Source organism: Paenibacillus pectinilyticus (assembly GCF_001700435.1).
GTDB classification, from domain to species: domain Bacteria; phylum Bacillota; class Bacilli; order Paenibacillales; family NBRC-103111; genus Paenibacillus_E; species Paenibacillus_E pectinilyticus.
The window spans coordinates 51,050-72,125 of sequence record NZ_LYPC01000028.1 but is presented as its reverse complement, the minus strand read 5'-3'; the positions used below and the strand labels follow the sequence as shown (position 1 = coordinate 72,125).

The following is a 21,076-nucleotide window of genomic DNA, read 5'->3' as shown; positions in this document are numbered from 1 at the left end:
CCCGAATACGCCCCCTCACTTCGGGGAACACTAGCAAATATAACCTATCATGTGAGAGAGGCGGGGCCCCCATGCTTTTATACCAATTAACACAGTGGTTCGAAGAACGCACGACTTTGCAACAAGCGTTGCAGCGTGAACCAGCTGAATCTGCAGGCGAAATCCATCAGAAAATCCAAGAGGTCGAGCAACAGCTCTACTCCCACGCCGAACGATGGAAGAATGCAATCGAAGAGGCATCCTATTTGCAGTTCCCTTATGAAGACCCGCATATGGACGACGACATGGTACTTTGATTTTTCCTATTGGTTAGAATTATTTGCTCCTTGTTTTCCGTTCTCCACTCCCAATGGGAGTCCCTGCCTTTGTATTTCCTCGTTTTTCGTGTAGAATTAAGAGGCACGATAACCCAGAATAGAACGAGGTTTTTTCCATATGAACGTACTTTTATCCACACTGAACGCCAAATTCATTCATACCTCCTTAGCTTTACGCTATCTCAAAGCGTTCTGCGAGAAGGATTTTGATGTTGAAATATCCGAATATACGATTAAAGATCCCGTCATGAATGTAGTCTCTGACATTTATCAGAAGGCGCCAGATGTGCTGGGCTTTTCCTGCTACATATGGAACATCGAAGAGACCATTAACATTATCAAAATGATCAAAAAAATCCGTCCCGAACTCATCATCGTCCTTGGTGGACCTGAGGTTTCGTATGACACGGATTACTGGATGGAGCGCATCCCTGAGGTGGATTTCATCGTCATGGGCGAAGGGGAAGAGACCTTCCACCAATTGCTGACAGAGATTTCGACGACGCGCAAATACCATTTCGTCTACGGCGTTGCCTACCGCAAGGAGCAAGAGGTGATTCTCATGCCGGGCAGACCGAAGCTGAAGCTGGATGATATCCCGTCGCCGCATCGCTTTAAGGAAGATCTGCCGAGCCTTGCGAATCGCGTTGTCTATTTCGAGACAAGCCGCGGCTGTCCGTTCTCTTGCCAATTCTGCCTGTCGAGCATCGAGGTGGGTGTGCGGTATTTTGATATGGAGCGAACGAAGGCAGACCTGCTGTACTTGATCGATTCAGGCGCGAAGCTGATCAAGTTCGTGGATCGTACGTTTAATATTAAGCGGGACTACGCGATGGAAATCTTTGAATTTCTTATCCAGAATCACCGTGGCACGGTGTTCCAATTCGAGATTACCGCAGATATCATGCGCCCTGAGGTTCTTGACTATTTGGCTGAAAATGCCCCTCCGGGAACGTTCCGTTTCGAGATCGGCGTGCAATCGACGAATGACACGACGAACGACCTCGTGCAGCGCAGACAAAATTTCTTCAAGCTGAGCCGCACCGTATCCAAGGTGAAAAACAGCCTCAAAATCGATCAGCATCTCGATCTCATCGCTGGGCTTCCAGAAGAGGATTACAACTCGTTCCGTAAGACGTTTAATGATGTTTTCGAGCTAGGACCCGAAGAGCTTCAACTCGGCTTCCTCAAAATGCTGCGCGGGACAGGCATGCGTAACGATGCCCATAAATATGGCTATATTTATATGGATCACGCGCCCTACGAGATTCTCGGCAATGATATCCTGCCATTCACCGACTTGATTCGCATCAAGCGAGTGGAGGATGTGCTCGAGAAATATTGGAACGCCCACCGCATGGATCATACGGTGAAGTACTTAATCGCCAAAGAATTCGCATCGGCGTTCGATTTCTTCCAAGAATTCGGCGACTTCTGGGAAGGCCGCGGCTGGCAGAAGATCGGGCATCAGCTCGAGGATCTGTTCACTCGCTTGCGCGAGTTCCTGATGCATCGCAGCACAACCAACATGCACATCATCGAAGGCCTGATGAAGCTCGATTACTTCCTCGGCCATAAATATAAGCCGCGCAAAATCTGGTGGGACTTCACTTTGGAGAAGTCCGAGCAGAATGCGTACCTCAAGCTGGTTGCGGAGCAGCCTGAGCTCGTCAGCGGAGACTTCCAGAGCCTCCGCATTAACGAAAAAGACCTCCACAAGCATGCTATGCTTGAGGTCTTGCCATTCGCTTTGCAGACGTATCTGCAAAGCGGCGAACTCGACGAAAGCAGCAAGGAGCTGCTTGTCGTGCACTTCCCGCCGGACGCACAGAAGCCGGCGTCCTACTACACGATGCCGCTGCAACAGCTGGCAACGATCTAACAATCCTCCCTCTCACGGCTGTCGTGAGAGGGATTTTTTTCACCCCGAGCGATTTAACTCGCTTCAATCTGGGTAATATAGGGTAGTTCAAGCATGCCCAGACTGAAAGGAGAGCTAAATATGATTGAAACGAAAAACACACAACTTGAAGAGCAGATCATCCAGGTGCTGAACGCCAATCAGGTGTGCTCCTTTGCGACGATTGACGGTAACAAGCCCAAAGTGCGCTACATGGCTTTGTTTCACGATGGCTTGGAGATTTATTTAACGACGAGTAAGAAAACAGATAAGGTGGAGGAGCTCCAAGAAAATCCCAATGTGAACATTCTAGTGGGGTATGATGGGAAGTCGACACCAAATATTTTGCAAATTCAGGCTACAGCCACCATATCATCCGACAATGCTCTTCGCGAGAAGCTATGGAACGATGACATGAAGCAATGGTTCGAGGGTCCGCATGATCCAAACTATGTGGTGATGGATATTTTGCCGACCTATATTGAGTTTACGACCAAAGGTTCCGAACCACAGATTTGGAAGAAATAAGCCGGCATCGCAGCCAACTGAACATTTCCCTAAAAAAACCATTGACCATAGGCGAGGTTCAGTGATAAGATTGAAAAAATTTACCTATGGATCAATCAAAGGAGAGATTTTGAGTTACGCTCAGGGATCTCGAAAAGGAGAGACTTTGAGCTACACCCAAAGATCCCTATATTAGGAGGAAAATGTAAAGTGGCTACGTATTATATGGAACCATCGCGTACGTTTAGTGAATTTCTGTTGATTCCTAATCTAACGACGAAGGATTGTACACCGGCAAATGTTAAGCTGAAGACCCCGCTAGTGAAGTTTAATAAAGGTGAGGAGCCTGCGATCTCACTGAATATCCCGTTTTCTTCTGCTGTCATGCAAGCCGTATCTGATGATGGAATGGCTATTGCCTTGGCGCGTAGTGGCGGGATTTCATTTATTTTTGGCTCACAGTCGATTGAAGAACAAGCACAGATGGTGCGCAAGGTAAAAGGCTACAAGGCTGGTTTCGTTGTAAGCCGCTCTAACCTGACACCTCAGCATACGTTAAGTGATGTGCTTGCTTTGAAAGAAGAGACGGGGCATTCCACCGTTGCGATCACCGATGATGGCACAGCGAACGGAAAATTGGTGGGGATTGTAACAGGTCGTGACTATCGCAGAAGCCGTGATCCACTGGATCGTCAGATTTCGGAATTCATGACACCATTCGAGAAATTAATTTATGGGAACTCAGGCATTTCTCTATCAGAGGCGAATAACTTGATCTGGGATCATAAGCTGAATTGCTTGCCGATCGTAGATGAAAATGGGAAGCTGGACACGCTTGTTTTCCGTAAGGATTACGATGAGCACAAAGAAAATCCGATGGAGCTTCTTGATAAAAACAAAAGTTACATCGTTGGCGCGGGTATTAACACGAAGGATTATACGGAGCGTGTACCTGCACTTGTTGAAGCAGGCGTAGACATCCTTGTTATCGATTCCTCTGATGGTTACAGCGAATGGCAGCATGAGACGGTGCAATACGTGAAGCAGAATTTTGATGTCAAAATTGGTGCTGGTAACGTCGTTGACCGCGAAGGCTTCCGCTATCTTGTAGAGTCGGGTGCTGACTTTATTAAAGTAGGGATCGGCGGCGGTTCCATCTGTATTACGCGGGAACAAAAAGGGATTGGCCGCGGCCAAGCATCCTCTGTGATGGAGGTTGTGGAAGCGAGAGACGAATACTTCAGAGAAACAGGGATCTATATTCCGATCTGTTCCGATGGTGGTATTGTACACGACTACCACGTTACACTAGCATTGGCGATGGGTGCTGACTTCGTGATGTTGGGCAGATATTTTGCTCGTTTCGATGAGAGTCCAACTAGAAAGCTTAAAGTCGGTAATAACTTCGTGAAAGAGTATTGGGGCGAGGGTTCCAATCGTGCACGTAACTGGCAGCGTTATGACACTGGCGGCAAAAGCAAGCTTCTATTCGAAGAAGGCGTAGATTCTTACGTGCCTTATGCGGGAAGTCTGCAAGAGAACTTGGACAAGACGCTGGGTAAAATCAAATCGACGATGTGCAACTGTGGTTCCTTGACATTGGACGAGTTGAAAGTGAATGCGAGAATCGCACTTGTCTCCGCGACATCCCTTGTTGAGGGTGGGGCGCATGACGTCATTTTGAAAGAAAGCAGCCTTTCGGAAGAAAGCTAGGCTAGCACAATATAAAAGCTCTCTGACAGTGCCCGTCAAACGCGGCGCTATCAGAGAGCTTTTTTTATCACAATATCGGTTTCTTATGGCAAATAACTGCGGATTACCGTCATACTGCCTTCAAGCGAGTAGCTCCCTAAATCAGCAGGTAGCAAGAAGCAGTCGCCTGGTTTCGTTGCGATTTGACCGTCAGCCCACTGCAACGTTCCGTTCCCGTCCGCGATTACAAGGATCACGAAGCTATCAGGGGTAGTGGTGAGTTCCCATTGCGGGCCTACAAGACCTTTTTCCACGGTGAAAAAAGGAGAGGACGCGAGCGTCAGCCATGTACCAGCTTCGGTCAAATCGGTTTTCATGCGCGTGGAGCCTGAACCTTCGTACGCGATCACATTGAGCGAATCCTCGATGTGTAGTTCACGCATTTTACCATCCAAGCCTGGACGGTTATAGTCATACAACCGATATGTGGTATCGGAATTTTGTTGAATTTCGGCTACAAGAACACCTGCGCCAAGCGCATGAACTGTTCCTGCAGGTATGTAAAAGGAATCGCCAGCTTCGACTGGCACTTCTTGCAAGCAGTCCATGATGCGGTTCTCCGCGATGGCTTCTGCTAGGCTTTCCCGTGTTACGCCTTCTTTCATGCCATAGATGATTTTGGCGCCGGGCTTTGCATCGAGAATATACCACATTTCTGTTTTGCCTAGTTCGCCAGCAGCGAGATTTTCATAGTGATCATTTGGATGAACCTGTACGGATAGATCGTCTTCACAATCAAGCAGCTTGATCAGAAGCGGGAAACGACCATTCTTTTCGGAAAATCCTTTCGTTCCAAAGAGCGTTTTGCCGTATTTCTCACGAATTTCATCTAAACCTAGACCTGCCAGTTCACCATTGATGACCTTCGTAGTTCCGTTAGGGTGATCTCCGATCATCCAGCCTTCGCCAATGGCACCTTCCGGCAGCTGGAAACCAAATCGTTCAAGTGTTCGGCCCCCCCAAACACGTTCTTTCATTTCAGGTTGAAATTGAAGCGGGTATGATTTCACAACGATCCCTACTTTCTTCAAGTCTCTTCTATGTAAGAAGCCTATGATAATTACTCTCTAGCATTATATCATGTGGCTATCTTTTTTCTAGAGCTAAGAGATACGGCGCGGAGGCGCTTCGATTAGCAAATTGATACCGCAGCACTTGAAACGCTGCGAGCGGAAGCTGTGCCGCCCAGCGTTCGACCGCTGCGGCTTCTTCTGAGCCGCCATCGTGCCCGCTGTACAGCACGATGGTGACGATCCCGCCTTTGCGCAGTAGGCGGAGCGCAGCCTCAAGAGCAGGAATAGTGGATTCCTGCTCTGTGATTACAGCTGTATCGGCTCCCGGCAGGTAGCCGAGATTGAAGGTGACCGCGGCGACCTTGCCATGGCGGTCTTGCGGCACCGCCGCTTCCATGAGCGCATGGCTGCATAAGCTCATGTGTACCGAGGCGTCTGGCTGCTCTTTCGCCAGACGCTGCGCGGTTTGATCCAGCGCAGCCTGCTGGATGTCAAAGCCGTACACGCTGCCGCGCGGGCCTACGAGCTTCGCTAGGTACGCGGCGTCAACGCCTGTGCCGAGCGTGGCGTCGATGGCCGTGTCGCCGGGTTGGACGCGCTGCGCGATGAGTTGGTGTACATAACTCAGAACAGAAACAAATCCCATGTGTAACGTGCCTCCAAATGATTGCTTTCTGACGGTTTTCGCTAATTTCCCAGGAAATACGGAACGAGAGGACGCTATTTGCCCCGAAAATTGGCGCAGGTTCCTAATTACTGGGAACTAGAAGAAATAGCCTAAGAAATAACGGAACCACGTTCCGTATTATCAGTTCCGTCTAAAACTTTACTTTATGATCAGCTCAAGTGCTAAGCATTAGCTTCTACTTTCCCCGTCCAATACTTCCCTTGCCATGTATTTCGCTCCAACAACAACTTATCGAAAGCGTTCAATACTTCCCACTTCTTGAGGCTCCACATCGGTCCAATTAATAGATCTCGAGGCGCATCCCCAGTAAGTCGATGAACGATCATCTCAGGTGGAAGAATCTCCAAGGTATCCACGATCAGCTTCACATACTCATCTTTTTCCAAGAATTGAAGCAAGCCTGCTTCGTACTGTTTTACCATTGGCGTTTTGCGCATGAGATGCAGCAAGTGAATTTTAATTCCCTGCACATCCATCTGAGCCACTGCTTTTCCGGTATCAAGCATCATTTCATGCGTCTCACCAGGCAGGCCGTAAATAATGTGTGCACAGACCCGGATATTATGCTTGCGCAGCTTGGCGACAGCATCCAGATAACATTTCGTATCATGAGCGCGATTAATGAGCTCCGAGGTCGATTCGTGGACGGTTTGAAGCCCCATTTCCACCCATAAATAGGTGCGCTGGTTCAACTCAGCCAAATATTCAATAACATCATCGGGCAAACAGTCTGGCCGCGTGGCGATCGATAATCCCACAACGCCTGGTTGTTGCAAAATCACTTCATAATATTCACGCAGCTGTTCAACAGGCGCGTAGGTGTTCGTGTAGGCTTGGAAATAGCCGATATAGTTGGCATCGGGCCATTTTTGATGCTGCAAATCCCGGATTTTATTAAATTGTGTGACAAGGTCATCGCGGCGGCTTCCTGCAAAATCGCCTGATCCACGTGCACTGCAGAAGGTACAACCGCCTGTTGCAATATTGCCATCACGATTCGGGCAGGTGAAGCCGGCATCCAGCATAACCTTAAATACCTTGCCGCCAAGGACCTCGCGCATTTCATAATTCCATGTATGGAAACGTTTATCGCCCCAAAGTTGAGGAGATTCCTGAATCATTGTAGACATAGGTCTTATCCTTTCTATCTGTTGCTTTGCTTTCTTCATTATTGCGCATTCTTAAATCTGTATTCTGTAGGCTCTGAATGCTGCATTGCTTTGCTTTCAATAGCTCTGTTTCTCTACTGACTATTCTATGCACCTTATATTGTAGCGAAATTTACGCATGAAAGCGACCCCTGCCTTTCCAAGAAGTCCCCCGATAAATCCGTCCAGAAGGGAGCATGATAACTTTGCACCACAATTACGAGCTGAGAGGGGAATTGACTACATGAAAAAGTTTCGTACGATAACTTTGGCGGTAGCATTAACAGCAGCTTTAAGTATGGGGGCGGCAAGCGCTCAGGCTAGTACGATGAGCATGAATATGGATTCGGGGAATGCAGTGGGAACGGGGTCACCAATTGGGACATTGGGGACAACAGCGACAACGGGTGCAGGAACAATGGGGACAACGGGGACTACGACACCAACGGGTTATACAGGAAGTACCTACACAGGAAGTAATTATGATGCAACATCTCCTGGGATGAATCTAGGAGGAACGGGAGTTAGCACTCAGAACTTTAGCGGAAACGGGACGACAGGTGTTTATCCGGGAAATCGGACTACGCCGACCGCTTACCCAGGATATGGGACTACGACAAGGGGAACAGGTGTCATGGAACATATCAACGGGACGAGTGCAGTGGATAAAGGCGCTAATGCGATTGAGAGAGGTGTTAACCGCGGAGCGAATATGGTCGAGCGGGGCGTAGATCGCAGCGCGAACATGGTTGACAGAATGAGTACAAAAAGTATCGGAACTACCCCTCCAAGCACTTATGGTAATAATTATCGAGCGTATTCTACAACTACGACTAAATCCAATGGGATGAGTTGGGGATGGTTGGGCCTAGTAGGTCTATTAGGCTTAGCTGGTCTGCGAAGCAGTAATAGAAGAAGAGATGAAAGCTATAAATAAACGATCAGGATGATCAGGGGCACCTTCCATTATAGTGGAGGGTGCTTTCTTTCAAATAGAAGATAGTATTAGCTCTCTATCTAAGGAAAGCTTTGATTTTTTTTATAGAATCGACTATGATTTGTATTCGAAAGCATGTACGTGTAGGAGGAAAATCGATAATGCGTTTACGGGGTAGAAAAGGAATCAGAGAAGATATTGAACGTCAAAAGGAACTCGTCGTATTAAATGCCAAGGACTACAAAGGCAAATGGGCCGAGTTATTCGGAAACAATAACCCGATTCATGCCGAGCTTGGGATGGGTAAAGGGCGGTTTATTAGTACAATGAGCAAGAAATATCCAAATATCAATTTCATTGGTGTGGATATGTATGACGAACTCATTCGTAAGGCAAGTGAAAAAGCCAAAGTTGCTCATGAGATAACGACTGAGGACGAAGATGGGGTGCTCAGCATACCGAATTTGAGACTCATGTTGTTCAACATTGAGCATATTGAGGAAGCTTTTGCTGAAGGCGAGTTGGAACGTGTTTATTTGAATTTTAGCGATCCATGGCCGAAGAAAAAGCATGCACGCAGACGTTTGACTCATCCTGGATTTGTGTCGAAATATCAACAAATCCTGAACAGCAAAGGCGAGATTCATTTGAAAACGGATTCGCAATCCTTATTTGAATTCTCATTGAATTCCTTTGCCGATATGGGACTCAGAATGCGGAATATTTCATTAAATCTTCATGTGGATGGTATTCATCCTGATCACGTGATGACAGAATACGAAACAAAATTCGCTGGACAAGGCATGAACATTCACCGGTGTGAAGTTGTGATCGGACAGGACGCGCTATCCGCACATCAAGAGCAATTGCAGCATGCTGCTGCATCCGCCGTTGCCGCTGAATCGACAGATTCCGATGAAACAGCGGAATAAGAACAAATAAACAGACTCTTCCGTGTTGCGCTCTTCAGCAGCAAGGATAGTCTGTTTTTTACTTTCTATGGTATGTTGCTCCTACCCCAGCATTTGCAGGATTACTTCAGAACCATCGCCTGCGGGTAAATTTCTGTTCTTGTTCGATACGCGTGAGGCCTGCACGTCGGAGTAGCGGCTAGCTAGCATGGTCAGCCAATGCGAGATCGTATCCGAGGATTGAATCGGTTCTCCAAAGCCGTGTTTTGTAAAATAGTGCACATTCTCTTCCTCTTGGCCTGGAATCGGATCATAGAACAGCATAGGAATCGCCTTGGCGAGTCCTTCCGAACATGTCATTCCGCCTGGCTTCGTAACGAGCAGGTCAGAGGCTTCCATGAGCTTATCAATCTCACGTGAGAAACCGAGCAAATGGATATGCGGATGGACATATCGCGGATCTGCTGCCAGCTTCGCTAAGGCTTTCTCATTTTGCCCCAGACAAAAAATAAACTGTATCCGGTCTCTCCACGCAACGAGATGTTCACTTAGAGAGTCCCCGCCAATTAATCCCCAACCTCCGCCCATGATGAGCACAGTAGGGAGTGGTGCTAATTGAAATTGCTGTCGAATCAAAGTCTTATCATGCACTTCACGGAAGCTGGGATGAACAGGAATGCCTGTAATTTCGACGTGTGCGGCCGCGACACCGTGCACCAACAGCTTATGTTTAACATCCTCCGAAGACACCATGTATTTATTAACCTCGCGACTTACCCAAGTTCCATGAACGTCGTAATCGGTGATGACGGTGCACAGCGGCGTGTGTAAGCCAGCTCTTTTCAACCTCGAAACAACGACACTGGGAAAAGGATGCGTACACACGATAGCATGTGGCTCCCAATCCCTTATCATAGCTGCTGTTTGTGCATAGAAAATCCGATGTAAGGCCAGTTGGGTCAAAGGATTGAGCGATTTCTGATACTGTGATCGGTACAATCGCCCATAAAGCTTGGGTTGTGCTGAGATGGTTTTCTTGTAGGCGCTGAAAATCCAAGGTGCAAGCGTTGGGTGTAAGAAGGAACCGAGCTCTACAACGCGTGTTTCGATGGAAACGCAGCGCTGCTCCAAGCTGCCAGCTAAGGCGAAGGCTGCCTGTGTATGCCCAGCCCCGAAGCCTTCAGATAGAATAAGCACTCTTTTTTTCTGTGAAACAGGTTCCATCATTTACCCCCAGAATGCGACAGTAATTAGCGACGCTGACGTTCCTAATAAACATCCCACGATACAATCAGATGGATAGTGCAGCCCTAAATAAATGCGCGATAGGCCGACAAGTAACGCAAGAGGCATAAGGACGAGTCCAAGAACGGGTAAGGCAAAAGCTAAGGGAACAAGGACTGAGAAGATCGCTGTAGTATGACCAGACGGGAATGAATGATCGGTTAATGGATTTTTATACGTAATGGTTTGGGGATGTACGAGATAAGGGCGGAGTCTAGGATATTTTTTCTTCATAATGGCAACAGGGATATGGCTAATCGTCAGGGCAATCAGTGCTTGAATACCAGCGATACGAAGAGAGCCGTGACCGAAGATGGCTAAGCACAACGAGAGCATGATGGATGCAGTAGCACCGCCTAAATGTGTGATTTTCGTAAAAAAAGCATCGAGGAAATTGTGTTGGATACGTTGGTTGACGAAGTGGAACAGACGTGTTTCATGATCCTGTAGCCAATGTACGACTCTGCTCATGAGTAGCTGCCTCCTTCATAATTTGAATTTCCTATCTACTCATAGTGTAACGAGGAATTATTAGAGGAAGATTAACGGTGTAATAAATATTCATAAAATCAAATTAATGTAGCACTAATCTTGCGTTAATCTTTCTATGTTAGGATGACACATATTCCTTGAATCTGCTTGAATTCACAGGTTTTTCTTGTTAGTTTACCCCGAATATCAAGGATCTAACCTAATGATCCTACACTTAGACTGCCGAATCGCGGGCGACGGACTCTTAGCGACTCATGGCTGCGAATGTTGTTATGGTGGATTATCGTTATCCATTAACAGGGTAATCAAGCAAAACTTGTAAGAAAGAGATGGAGTGACTTATAATTTAGTCAGATTCCCATTGGAATGATGGTTGTTCGTCTAAATGGTGAACATTATGTACACAATAAATGAAAAACGATGAAAACAAGACATTTTCGAACCGATTTCAAGCGCATGCTCTATTCGGCGTGTGCGAACCTCCCAAATTACAAAGAAGTGGCGCTTTTTCGAAGTTTGCAGACTTTGACAAACAGGGGGAAAGAGAGGAAAATCAAAAACGACTTGTTTTACTCGTAATATGTTAATCAGAATGGCCTGTACATAAAAGCACAAGGCATATAAAAAGAGAGCTGTCGTGCATAAAAAAAGGGGGACTTTGCTTCATGCTTGACAAGATTATGCTTGCCGTTCAAGTATTTTTGGGTCTGATCGGTGCGTATCAGTTGTTTTTAACTTTTTTTGGATGGTATCGTCCCAAAAACAAAAAAATGTTTGCTCCACAGAAAACGTTCGCTGTATTGGTCGCCGCTCACAATGAGGAACAAGTTGTTGGCGCATTGATCGAGAATCTGAAGACCTTGGACTATCCGAAGGAAATGTTCGACATCTTCGTGATTTGTGACAACTGTACGGATAACACGGCTGATATTGCTCGCCATCATGGCGTGTACGCGATGGAACGTCATAACCCGAACCTAAGAGGAAAGGGATATGCGATCGAATGGATGCTCAAGGAGCTTTGGAAGCGGGAGCGTCAGTATGACGGCATCGTGATGTTCGATGCAGATAACCTGGTTAGCCCTGATTATTTGACTCACATGAACAATGATCTTTGCTCAGGCTCGCGCGTGATCCAAGCCTATCTGGATACGAAGAACCCGAACGATTCTTGGATTACAGGTTCATTCGCCATTTCGTTCTTCTATGCCAACCGTTTTGTCCAAACGCCTCGTTCGAATCTGGGGCTTGCCAATTATCTTGGTGGAACGGGCATGTGCTTCGACTCCGCTTTACTCAAGCAAGTTGGCTGGCGGGCAACAAGCTTGGTAGAGGATCTTGAGTTCTCCATGATGTGTGTTCAAATGGGGATTAAACCGACGTACAACTATGAAACGCGTGTCTACGATGAGAAGCCGCTAACGTTCACAGCCTCTGCCAAGCAGCGTCTACGCTGGATGCAAGGACACTTTGAAGTGGCCAAACGATTCTTCTTCCCATTGCTATGGCAAGGGATTAAACAAGGCAGCTGGATGAAAATTGATGCTGCGATCTATTCGGCGAATGTTTACAATTTCTTCTTCGGTGCTATTCTAACGGTGATGCTATGGATCAGATCCATAACGACGAGTGCTTTAGATCAATCGTCCCTGGTTCATATTAATCCAGTCATCATCAATTCGCTTAGCTTGGCGGTATATGTATTGATCCCATTGGCGATGCTAATTGAGAAAGCACATAAGAAGACGTATAAATATATTCTTCTTTACCCAATTTTCACACTGTCTTGGTTGCCTATTACGTTCTATGCGTTCTTCACGCAGAACAACAAACAATGGAGCCATACAGAGCATACACGCGTTATTCGCTTGGATGAGATGAAAAGCAAACAAGTTAGTTGACTTTTCTAGAATGAGATGATAATATGTTTCAAGTAAAGCAGAAGCGCCCGCTTCTCACCTGACTAACGCGACGTTGGCTGGTCTGAATGAATCATCATGTACATTCAATGGGTTTGTTATGAACCTGTTATTGATGAAGATGTGGGCCCACTGTGCCCGCATCTTTTTTATATTGGAAGAGAGCTACATACTTTATGGAGGTGGAACACGATTAGCAAAGACCATATGATTAATGACGAGATTCGTGTGAAAGAAGTACGCCTTATCGGGGCGGACGGAGAACAACTCGGCATAACGCCGATACGCGAAGCTCTTCAAATTGCACTTGACGCGAACCTTGATTTAGTAAACGTTGCACCGACGGCGAAGCCGCCTGTCTGCCGCATTATGGATTACGGCAAGTTCCGTTATGAAACACAAAAGAAAGAAAAAGAAGCTCGTAAGAACCAGAAGATCGTGGATATCAAAGAGATTCGCCTGAGTGCGACGATCGATGAACATGACTTCCAAACGAAGCTTCGCAACGCAGTTAAGTTTCTTGGCGAAGGCGATAAAGTCAAAGCTAGCGTTCGTTTCCGTGGTCGCGAAATCGCGCACTCAGAGATTGGTCGCAAAGTTCTTGAGCGTCTTGCTACAGAAACAGCTGAGATTTCCTCGCAGGAGCGTGCTCCTAAGCTTGAGGGAAGAAGCATGATCATGATCTTAACGCCGAAAGCGACAACTTAGGCGAGTATACTAAATTAGGAGGAACAAACACCATGCCGAAAATGAAAACACACAGCAGCTTGAAAGGCCGTTTCAAAATCACTGGCACAGGCAAAGTGATGAGATACAAACAAGGTAAGAACCACTTACTTTCCGGTAAATCATCCAAACAAAAACGCGTATTGTCCACGAACCCAACAATGGCTCCTGGCGATGTACGTCGTTTGCAACAACAACTGTCTCTTATCAAAGGTTAATTGTAACGTAGCTTAATATTCGAACATCATTTATATATCCCAGGAGGTAGTTCACAATGGCAAGAGTCAAGGGCGGATTTATTCGCGCTCACCGTCGTAAGAAAATTTTGAAATTAGCAAAAGGTTATTTCGGTTCCAAGCACCGCTTATTTAAAACAGCTAAAGAACAAGTAATGAAATCATTGGTATATGCATACCGTGACCGTCGTCAAACAAAACGTAACTTCCGTAGACTTTGGATTACTCGTATCAATGCAGGCGCTCGTCAAAACGGCTTGAGCTACAGCAAATTGATGCACGGCCTTAAATTGGCTGGTATCGAAGTTAACCGTAAAATCTTGGCTGACCTAGCTGTGAATGATTCCAAAGCGTTCAACGATTTGGCAACAGCTGCAAAAGCGAAAGTAAACGCGTAAGCTGCGTTTCACGATATAGAGCCTGTCCCCGCAAGGGGGCAGGCTCTTTTGTTATGTCCAGAAGTCCAGATGTGAAATGTGAAATGTAACACCTAGGTGGACTGTGGCACTTGCGTTTTACGAATCAGCATGACAATAAACATGACCATCGGAATAATGACCTGAAACAGCGGATAGACCTTTACAACGACTTTGAGTCCTAGCCAGGTATGGATCGAATAATTAGGCTCAAGAAAGGAGGTAAAGAAGATCAGGCTGCCGACGATGATTACCCAAGTGTGTTTCCGCCAGAAGGGGAATAAGTAGGCACATGCATACACGGATCCCCAGTAAAACGCCGTCATTTTAACGAATAAGCCAAGAAAAAGGAGCAATGTAACCAGGACATCCAACCGTTCCAAAATATCACCAACCTCGATAAGCTGCACGATCTCTAAAAACGGTAGTGTGCTGTTTGCAACAAGCGTGGTACCCAATATGGTGACGTTTAGGATATTCATGGCAACCAAGAAGAGGGCAACAATCGTGTAAGCGACAAGGCTGAGCTTCTTTACCTTCTGTTTATCGGGCAGCATGTGCCAAATCATGAAGAAAATAACCATCTGACCGAAGGGGAAGGAGACGATATCAGGGAAAGCGGCTTTGAGTACGGGTGTTAAGCCATTTTCCAAGATAGGAAGGACATTGTCGAATTGGATTAACCCGGCTATACAGATCAGGAGAATAAGAAAACCATAGCTCAAGGTAACAAGAGGGAGCAAAGTCTCTGTAACACGGAACAGCGTATCGACGCCCATCAGAATTGCATATGACGCGAGTAGTAAAATGATGAACATGGTGATGTATTTAGGAGTCGTACTCAGCAAAGTTAGATTCGAGATTTCACCGAAATCTCGGACATTTCTCATGGATTCGTAGGCAAAATAAATGGCAAAGACGACGCCTAGGCAACTGCCGCCGATTTTACCAAAAGACAAGCGAAAGAGGCCCAGCAAATTCTGATCGGGTGCCCTGCGTTGAATGGCAAGAAACATGAGCAGTAAAAGAAACCCTGCCATGGCTGCAGCGAGCATAGCGAGCCAGGAGTCCTGTTTGGCACTACTGCCTAAAGCGAACAGCGGTGTGCTTCCGATTTGGAATAGAATAATCATAACAACCAACTGATAGTTCGTAATGCGATCGCCCATTAGTCTGTGCCTCCTTCCCCCATTAAATGATTAGTCACCAGTGTCTTTCGTCATTTCCATAAATGATTTACCACTCATACCGATTCTTGAGATTTTTACCTGTACGTTCGTTTCTAATTGCAGATTGGCGAATTGTTCTTCCCAATTAGGCTTCAATTGTTTCCATAGTTTTGGATGATGTTTATGGATCAAATCTGCAAAGTGAAAAACATCTGCCTTTTCTTGAACTGCGGAACGGAACCCGTCGGACATGAGGTTGGCAATTTCAGCACTGGCATTTTGCTCAATGGCCTGTAGATCCATGGGTTGCGTTGGGTCATTGGGGCAGGCGCTTTCGTTGAGAGTGCCCACTGCTTTTACATCAACATGCATAATTAGGCTGCCATCACGGGATAGGATGGGCTTCATGCTGCTTTTGCTGCGATCGACGCGAAGTGCTGCTTTAACATCTTTGTTGTCCTTTGAACAGCCAAAGAATAAGGTCGTATGCTGAATCGTATCCCGAATCCAACTGATACCATAGCTATCATGAGGTGTAATCCAGCCAATTAATTTATCTTTATTGAAGACAGCCATTTTTCCTAGCTTAAGCTTGTTTGTGAAGAAGGTTTTTTTGAGCGAGGCGATGGTGTCGTTTTCCCCTTCACCCGAGATGATAATTTCAGGGACAAGTGTGAAAGGGGAGTCACCAGAAATCCCCATCATGAATTGGTACATCATAATCTGTTTGAAGTTAGAGCCATTTTTCTCCTCATTTTTGATCATGTTTTTAATCGCGGCTCCGGGTACTTTTTCCAGAGGAATGATCTGTTCTAGAATTTTTCTTCCTTCTCCGTGTGTGACTAATATGCTTACTGTCTCACGTGAGTCGGAGTTGCGCAGGTACACGTCCAATAGTTGAGAAATCCCTTCTTTAGCGGCATTTTCCCCGATAACAACAATACGATTATGGGCAAAAAATAAAGAGCGCGGCATTTCTAAGCTGGATTGCTGGACAGCTCCCCGAATCGAACCCCCGCTCGTGGAGAAGACCATAACAGGCGCTTGTTGCCCAGGACTTCCCCCTGTATTGGGGTTGGCGATGGATTGGGGAATAACCACCTGGTAGGAAACGGTCCATACTTTCCCGTCCCAATCGATGGAGGTTGCCGAGGTGATGGCTAGCTGGTTTAATTCTTTGCGATCCCAACAGCCTGTCAGCAGCAGGCAGCACGAACTGAGGATCATCAGACTCAGCATGGAACGTATCACGTTTAGATTCATGACGATAACCTCCCAGAGGGTCTCTTACACGCGTTCGCTCCTCCTTAAAAGGGCTAGATAAATGTTGTATCATGAACGATCTTTTCTAGGTGGAGAAGGCTTATCATAAGGGGTTTGTCTTGTTTTGTTGGTACGAGTGAAAGGGCGCAAGCCGACTAACCATCGCGGCACCCGGATCAAGGTATCTTTCAGAGAGCTTACAACCAATGGAGAGATAGGTGTCAGATAAGGCACACCAAAGGAACGAAGTGAAGCTAAGTGAATCAAGATGGCCATGCAGCCCGTCAAGATACCGAATAAGCCGAAAGAGCCAGCGAGAAGCATCAGCCCGAAGCGAATTAACCGGGCAGCAACGGCCATATTCAGAGCTGGTGTAACGAAATTCGAAATCGCCGTGAAGGAAACGATAATCACCATCGCGGCTGACACTAAACCAGCTTGAACAGACGCTTGTCCAAGTACAAGTGCCCCGACAATGGAGATGGCTGATCCGATCACACGCGGCATCCGGACACCAGCTTCACGAAGAACCTCGAATGTAACTTCCATAAGAAGAGCTTCTAAAAGAGCTGGGAAGGGAACGCTTTCGCGTTGGGCAGCCAATGAGATGAGCAGGGTCGTCGGAAGCATTTCCTGATGAAACGTCGTGACGGCGATGTATAGCGATGGGAGCAGCATCGAAACGAAGAAGGAAATGTAACGAATGGCACGTATGAACGTTGCGATGTCAAACCGCTGATAGTAATCTTCACTTGATTTCATAAAGCTGAAGAAGGTAACTGGCGCCTGTAAGACGAAGGGCGTACCGTCCACGAGAATCGCGATCTGACCTTCAAGAAGACCTGCGGCAACGGCATCAGGCCGCTCGGAATTCATGATGGTGGGGAATGGCGAGTAGGTTACATCCTCAATGTACTCTTCGATATAGCCGCTTTCCAAAATACTATCTGTATCAATCCGCTCTAACCGCGATTTAGCCTCCTCGACAACCCTTTCATCGGCAAGGCCATCCAAATACGAGATAATGACCTCAGTCTGGGTATAACGACCGATGCGCAGCGAGATAAAGCGAAGATCAGGTGATCTAATTTTCCTGCGAAGTAAGGAGGTATTTGTTCTGATATCTTCGGTGAAGCTTTCTTTCGGACCCCGTACGACAGTTTGTGTCTGCGGTTCTTCAATGGCCCGCTTGTCCCAGCCTGCCGTGCCAGCAATGATGACCTCGTCATAACCGTCCGCAATGAGGATCGTACTGCCTCCCAGGAGGGCAGCTACGACGTCCGTTCCTTCCTTACTGAAGGATAATTCGCTGATCGTGATCGCCTGACACAGCAAATCGTGGAAGCAGATATCTTGCCCCCAGTAGTCTTCGTTCTCATGTGCAGAGAGGAGTGGCTTGGATACATGTTCATTCAAAATGTCATACTGGACGAGGCCATCGATGTAAAATAAAGCTACGCTGTTCGTGTCAGGATAAGCGCCAATTTCTAATTGACGATAATACACATCGGAGCTTTGACCTAATTTATGATGAAGCCATTTGACGTTGTCTTGCAGGGATGTAGACATGGGGAAAGGGACTTGCAGAGACGGTTTCATGGTTGGCCTCCTCAGAACTTTCCATAGAATTGGTATTATCTTCTCTCACTTTCCATTCTTTTATTCGATTTCCCTATTGACTATTGGTCGTCAGATGCATATAATAATCTTTAATCATATTCGATATGGTGAAGCATACGAATGAATCGCTATGAAGAGGAAGAAGTAATAAGGGCACTTATGCGCAGAGAGCGTTGGACTTGCTGAAACCATCGCCTTAATCCCTTACGTACGAAGTCACCTCGGAGCTGTTTTCCTGAAATGAGCAGGTTGCCTGCACATATTAGGGAGAACCGGAAGAGCACACGTTATCGTGCTGAAGGTAATGTTCATTCATGAACATACCTGCTAAGGTTATGTGCTGTGAGGCATATAGCAAATTTGGGTGGTACCACGGAAGCTTAAACCCCTTTCGTCCCGTTGACACGCTTTGTGCGTGCGCGGGATGATAGGGGTTTTTCTTATTTTCATGGAAGATTGACGATGACATGTATTGACTTTTTGAGAGGAGGATCACAATGAATGTTCAAACTGAACCAAAACGCTCTAAAGAAGAACTAATTGAGAAGCTGACGCAGCCAGACCTGATTACAGGTTCCGAAATTTTGCTAAGAAGCTTGTTGCTGGAGGGTGTGGACTGCGTCTTTGGATACCCAGGCGGCGCTGTACTGTACATCTATGATGCGATGCATGGATTTGATGATTTCAATCACTTGTTGACTAGACATGAACAAGGCGCAATTCACGCAGCCGACGGCTATGCTCGTTCGACTGGTAAAGTTGGTGTATGTATCGCAACTTCCGGACCGGGGGCTACGAACCTCGTCACAGGGATTGCTACAGCATATATGGATTCTGTTCCTCTGGTTGTTATTACAGGTAACGTTGCAACGAACTTCATCGGTACCGATGCTTTCCAAGAAGCGGACATCACAGGGATTACGATGCCGATTACGAAGCACAGCTACCTAGTTAGAGACGTAAATGACCTGCCGCGTATCATTCATGAAGCTTTCCATATTGCGAACTCAGGACGTAAGGGCCCGGTTCTCATTGACATACCAAAGGATGTCTCCGCTCATAAAACGATATTTAAGCCAGCTAAGGATGTAAGCATTCGTGGTTACAATCCTACGGTTCAACCGAATAAGCTGCAAGTTGATAAACTGATCAAGGCGATTGAAGAAGCTGAACGTCCGGTTATCATTGCAGGCGGCGGCGTTGTCTATGCGGATGCTTCCAAGGAATTGATCGAGTTTGTTAACAAAACACGGATCCCTGTTGCAACGACGTTGCTGGGCTTAAGCGGCTTCCCAAGTGCACACGAGCTATGGCTCGGAATGCCAGGGATGCACGGAACGTTTACAGCGAACACAGCGATCCAGAACGCAGATCTTCTGATCTCCATCGGATCCCGATTTGATGATCGTGTAACGATGAATTTGAATGGTTTTGCTCCAAAAGTGAAACTAATCGCGCATATCGATGTAGATCCAGCGGAAATCGGCAAAAACGTGAAAACGGATATTCCTTGCGTAGGCGATGTGAAGGCCGTTCTCGAATATGCCAATACGAAAGCGAAGCCTGCGAAAAGCGCAGCTTGGATCACTGAATTGCAAGAGAGTAAAGAGAAGTTCCCGTTGAAATACGGCGATACCGAAACTGAGCTTAAACCGCAATACGTGATTGAGATGATCAGCGAAACGACTAAAGGTGAAGCGATCGTTACAACTGACGTTGGTCAGCATCAAATGTGGGCCGCGCAGTTCTATAAGTTCAAAAACCCACGCTCCCTTGTAACGTCAGGTGGACTTGGCACAATGGGCTTCGGATTCCCATCGGCGATCGGCGCTCAAATGGGGAACCCGGATAAACTGGTTGTTTCCATCAACGGTGACGGCGGCGTTCAGATGTGTGCACAAGAACTTGCGATCTGTGCGATCAATAACATTCCAGTTAAGATTGTTATTATCAACAACCAAGTGCTTGGTATGGTTCGTCAATGGCAAGAAATCATTTATGAGAACCGTTATAGCCACATCGATTTGGCAGGAAGCCCTGACTTCGTTAAGCTGGCAGAAGCTTACGGCGTGAAAGGCTTGCGCGCGACGACGAAAGAAGAAGCAAGAAGAGTATGGCAGGAAGCGCTGGATACTCCGGGGCCTGTCGTTATTGATTTCGTCGTACCGAAGGGCGAGAACGTGTTCCCAATGGTTAAAGCAGGCGATACAATTAGTGACATGTTAATGGGGGATTCGGAATGACAACTAAACATACAGTTTCCGTACTCGTAAATAATCAGCCTGGTGTCCTGCAGCGTGTATCTGGTTTGTTCGGACGCAGAGGCTTTAACATTGAAAGCATCACCGTAGGAGAGTCCGAGGAAAACGGACTTTCCCGGATGGTTATTGTAACTACGGGTGATGATAATACGCTGGAACAAATCTCCAAGCAATTGTACAAGTTGATCGACGTTATCAAGGTTGTGGACTTGAGCTCCAACCCAATGGTAGCGAGAGAGCTTGCACTTATCAAAGTAAATGCTGAGCCGATCATGCGCCCAGAAATCCTGGGTATCGTTGAAACGTTCCGCGCAGCCGTTGTTGATATCGGTCCTGCTTCATTGATCGTGCAAGTTGTTGGAGATTCAGATAAAATAGATGCTATGGTTGAATTGCTTCGTCCATATGGCATTCGTGAACTTTCCCGTACGGGCGTTACTGCGATGATTCGCGGTACCGTTAAATAAATTTTTTGTAAAGAAATACCACGAGTTCTACCAGCAATACCTCTCCTTGA

At 46.7% G+C, this 21,076-nt stretch carries 20 protein-coding genes; 12 read left to right on the top strand and 8 right to left on the bottom strand.

The genetic code is table 11. The features are described 5' to 3' along the window. The first annotated feature begins 71 nt into the window (after positions 1-71). The 4 genes from A8709_RS28160 (at position 72) to A8709_RS28145 (ending at position 4,437) form a co-directional block, all read left to right on the top strand. Entirely contained in the window at positions 72-296 is a 225-nt protein-coding gene (locus tag A8709_RS28160) for a hypothetical protein (protein WP_065857546.1), read from the top strand. Between the two features lie 139 nt (positions 297-435). Next, positions 436-2,199 (top strand): B12-binding domain-containing radical SAM protein, encoded by a 1,764-nt coding sequence (locus A8709_RS28155; RefSeq protein WP_065857544.1) that lies wholly within the window; start codon positions 436-438, stop codon positions 2,197-2,199. 120 nt (positions 2,200-2,319) lie between these two features. Continuing rightward, positions 2,320-2,745 carry a pyridoxamine 5'-phosphate oxidase family protein gene (locus tag A8709_RS28150; RefSeq protein WP_065857542.1) on the top strand — a complete coding sequence of 142 codons (426 nt, stop codon included), beginning with the start codon at positions 2,320-2,322 and terminating at the stop codon, positions 2,743-2,745. A 189-nt stretch (positions 2,746-2,934) separates the two neighbouring features. Continuing rightward, positions 2,935-4,437, top strand: a complete 1,503-nt coding sequence (locus A8709_RS28145) for an IMP dehydrogenase (protein ID WP_065857540.1) — start codon at positions 2,935-2,937, stop codon at positions 4,435-4,437. A gap of 83 nt (positions 4,438-4,520) precedes the next feature. On the opposite strand, the gene A8709_RS28140 is transcribed toward A8709_RS28145, so the two are convergent. The 3 genes from A8709_RS28140 to mnmL all read right to left on the bottom strand — a co-directional run bounded on the left by A8709_RS28140 (position 4,521) and on the right by mnmL (position 7,307). Beyond that, positions 4,521-5,486 (bottom strand): type I phosphomannose isomerase catalytic subunit, encoded by a 966-nt coding sequence (locus tag A8709_RS28140; RefSeq protein ID WP_065858674.1) that lies wholly within the window; start codon positions 5,484-5,486, stop codon positions 4,521-4,523. 76 nt (positions 5,487-5,562) lie between these two features. Beyond that, positions 5,563-6,135: a tRNA 5-(aminomethyl)-2-thiouridylate-methyltransferase MnmM gene (gene mnmM / locus A8709_RS28135; RefSeq protein ID WP_065857538.1), complete on the bottom strand. Its 573-nt coding sequence runs from the start codon at positions 6,133-6,135 to the stop codon at positions 5,563-5,565. A gap of 203 nt (positions 6,136-6,338) precedes the next feature. Continuing rightward, the gene (mnmL, locus tag A8709_RS28130) at positions 6,339-7,307 is read right to left on the bottom strand and encodes a tRNA modification radical SAM protein MnmL/YtqA (RefSeq protein WP_065857536.1); all 969 of its coding nucleotides are present in this window, start codon (positions 7,305-7,307) and stop codon (positions 6,339-6,341) included. Between the two features lie 262 nt (positions 7,308-7,569). Between mnmL and A8709_RS28125 the strand changes: the two genes are divergently transcribed. After that, complete coding sequence (locus tag A8709_RS28125; protein WP_065857534.1) at positions 7,570-8,262, top strand: WGxxGxxG-CTERM domain-containing protein; 693 nt, start codon at positions 7,570-7,572, stop codon at positions 8,260-8,262. Positions 8,263-8,423: 161 nt separating this feature from the next. Continuing rightward, positions 8,424-9,194, top strand: coding sequence for a tRNA (guanosine(46)-N7)-methyltransferase TrmB (trmB, locus tag A8709_RS28120; RefSeq protein WP_065857532.1), 771 nt, complete (start codon positions 8,424-8,426; stop codon positions 9,192-9,194). Positions 9,195-9,275: 81 nt separating this feature from the next. Here the strand turns inward: trmB and A8709_RS28115 are convergent, their stop codons facing one another. Then, entirely contained in the window at positions 9,276-10,397 is a 1,122-nt protein-coding gene (locus tag A8709_RS28115) for an MGDG synthase family glycosyltransferase (RefSeq protein WP_065857530.1), read from the bottom strand. Between the two features lie 3 nt (positions 10,398-10,400). Further along, the gene (locus A8709_RS28110) at positions 10,401-10,928 is read right to left on the bottom strand and encodes a phosphatase PAP2 family protein (protein WP_065857528.1); all 528 of its coding nucleotides are present in this window, start codon (positions 10,926-10,928) and stop codon (positions 10,401-10,403) included. A 686-nt stretch (positions 10,929-11,614) separates the two neighbouring features. On the opposite strand from A8709_RS28110, the gene A8709_RS28105 reads away from it, so the two are divergent. The 4 genes from A8709_RS28105 (at position 11,615) to rplT (ending at position 14,228) form a co-directional block, all read left to right on the top strand. Further along, a complete protein-coding gene (locus A8709_RS28105) occupies positions 11,615-12,850 on the top strand; it encodes a glycosyltransferase family 2 protein (RefSeq protein WP_065857526.1) in 1,236 nt (411 codons plus the stop codon). Between the two features lie 225 nt (positions 12,851-13,075). Further along, complete coding sequence (infC, locus tag A8709_RS28100) at positions 13,076-13,576, top strand: translation initiation factor IF-3 (RefSeq protein WP_056609101.1); 501 nt, start codon at positions 13,076-13,078, stop codon at positions 13,574-13,576. 32 nt (positions 13,577-13,608) lie between these two features. Beyond that, on the top strand, positions 13,609-13,812 hold the full coding sequence (gene rpmI, locus A8709_RS28095; RefSeq protein WP_028553997.1) for a 50S ribosomal protein L35: 204 nt from the start codon (positions 13,609-13,611) through the stop codon (positions 13,810-13,812). Positions 13,813-13,868: 56 nt separating this feature from the next. After that, on the top strand, positions 13,869-14,228 hold the full coding sequence (gene rplT / locus A8709_RS28090) for a 50S ribosomal protein L20 (RefSeq protein WP_028553998.1): 360 nt from the start codon (positions 13,869-13,871) through the stop codon (positions 14,226-14,228). A 92-nt stretch (positions 14,229-14,320) separates the two neighbouring features. Here rplT and A8709_RS28085 read toward each other — a convergent pair whose 3' ends face one another. From A8709_RS28085 to A8709_RS28075, 3 genes are all read right to left on the bottom strand, one after another. After that, positions 14,321-15,415, bottom strand: coding sequence for a GerAB/ArcD/ProY family transporter (locus tag A8709_RS28085; RefSeq protein ID WP_065857524.1), 1,095 nt, complete (start codon positions 15,413-15,415; stop codon positions 14,321-14,323). Between the two features lie 30 nt (positions 15,416-15,445). Then, the gene (locus A8709_RS28080; protein WP_244163339.1) at positions 15,446-16,678 is read right to left on the bottom strand and encodes a Ger(x)C family spore germination protein; all 1,233 of its coding nucleotides are present in this window, start codon (positions 16,676-16,678) and stop codon (positions 15,446-15,448) included. Positions 16,679-16,747: 69 nt separating this feature from the next. Beyond that, positions 16,748-18,277, bottom strand: a complete 1,530-nt coding sequence (locus A8709_RS28075; RefSeq protein WP_065857522.1) for a spore germination protein — start codon at positions 18,275-18,277, stop codon at positions 16,748-16,750. A gap of 518 nt (positions 18,278-18,795) precedes the next feature. Between A8709_RS28075 and ilvB the strand changes: the two genes are divergently transcribed. Next, entirely contained in the window at positions 18,796-20,541 is a 1,746-nt protein-coding gene (gene ilvB / locus A8709_RS28070) for a biosynthetic-type acetolactate synthase large subunit (protein ID WP_065857520.1), read from the top strand. After that, entirely contained in the window at positions 20,538-21,026 is a 489-nt protein-coding gene (gene ilvN, locus A8709_RS28065; RefSeq protein WP_065857518.1) for an acetolactate synthase small subunit, read from the top strand. Before ilvB ends, ilvN begins: the two co-directional genes overlap by 4 nt. Positions 21,027-21,076: the final 50 nt, after the last annotated feature.

Bases quoted from the DNA above. Each gene is read 5' to 3' on its own strand.
- mnmL (WP_065857536.1), bottom strand. From the start codon at position 7,307: ATGTCTACAATGATTCAGGAATCTCCTCAACTTTGGGGCGATAAACGT.
- mnmM (WP_065857538.1), bottom strand. From the start codon at position 6,135: ATGGGATTTGTTTCTGTTCTGAGTTATGTACACCAACTCATCGCGCAG.
- A8709_RS28085 (WP_065857524.1), bottom strand. From the start codon at position 15,415: ATGGGCGATCGCATTACGAACTATCAGTTGGTTGTTATGATTATTCTA.
- infC (WP_056609101.1), top strand. From the start codon at position 13,076: ATGATTAATGACGAGATTCGTGTGAAAGAAGTACGCCTTATCGGGGCG.
- trmB (WP_065857532.1), top strand. From the start codon at position 8,424: ATGCGTTTACGGGGTAGAAAAGGAATCAGAGAAGATATTGAACGTCAA.
- A8709_RS28105 (WP_065857526.1), top strand. From the start codon at position 11,615: ATGCTTGACAAGATTATGCTTGCCGTTCAAGTATTTTTGGGTCTGATC.
- A8709_RS28160 (WP_065857546.1), top strand. From the start codon at position 72: ATGCTTTTATACCAATTAACACAGTGGTTCGAAGAACGCACGACTTTG.
- A8709_RS28110 (WP_065857528.1), bottom strand. From the start codon at position 10,928: ATGAGCAGAGTCGTACATTGGCTACAGGATCATGAAACACGTCTGTTC.
- A8709_RS28080 (WP_244163339.1), bottom strand. From the start codon at position 16,678: ATGAATCTAAACGTGATACGTTCCATGCTGAGTCTGATGATCCTCAGT.
- rplT (WP_028553998.1), top strand. From the start codon at position 13,869: ATGGCAAGAGTCAAGGGCGGATTTATTCGCGCTCACCGTCGTAAGAAA.
- A8709_RS28115 (WP_065857530.1), bottom strand. From the start codon at position 10,397: ATGGAACCTGTTTCACAGAAAAAAAGAGTGCTTATTCTATCTGAAGGC.
- ilvN (WP_065857518.1), top strand. From the start codon at position 20,538: ATGACAACTAAACATACAGTTTCCGTACTCGTAAATAATCAGCCTGGT.
- rpmI (WP_028553997.1), top strand. From the start codon at position 13,609: ATGCCGAAAATGAAAACACACAGCAGCTTGAAAGGCCGTTTCAAAATC.
- A8709_RS28150 (WP_065857542.1), top strand. From the start codon at position 2,320: ATGATTGAAACGAAAAACACACAACTTGAAGAGCAGATCATCCAGGTG.
- A8709_RS28075 (WP_065857522.1), bottom strand. From the start codon at position 18,277: ATGAAACCGTCTCTGCAAGTCCCTTTCCCCATGTCTACATCCCTGCAA.
- ilvB (WP_065857520.1), top strand. From the start codon at position 18,796: ATGAATGTTCAAACTGAACCAAAACGCTCTAAAGAAGAACTAATTGAG.
- A8709_RS28125 (WP_065857534.1), top strand. From the start codon at position 7,570: ATGAAAAAGTTTCGTACGATAACTTTGGCGGTAGCATTAACAGCAGCT.
- A8709_RS28155 (WP_065857544.1), top strand. From the start codon at position 436: ATGAACGTACTTTTATCCACACTGAACGCCAAATTCATTCATACCTCC.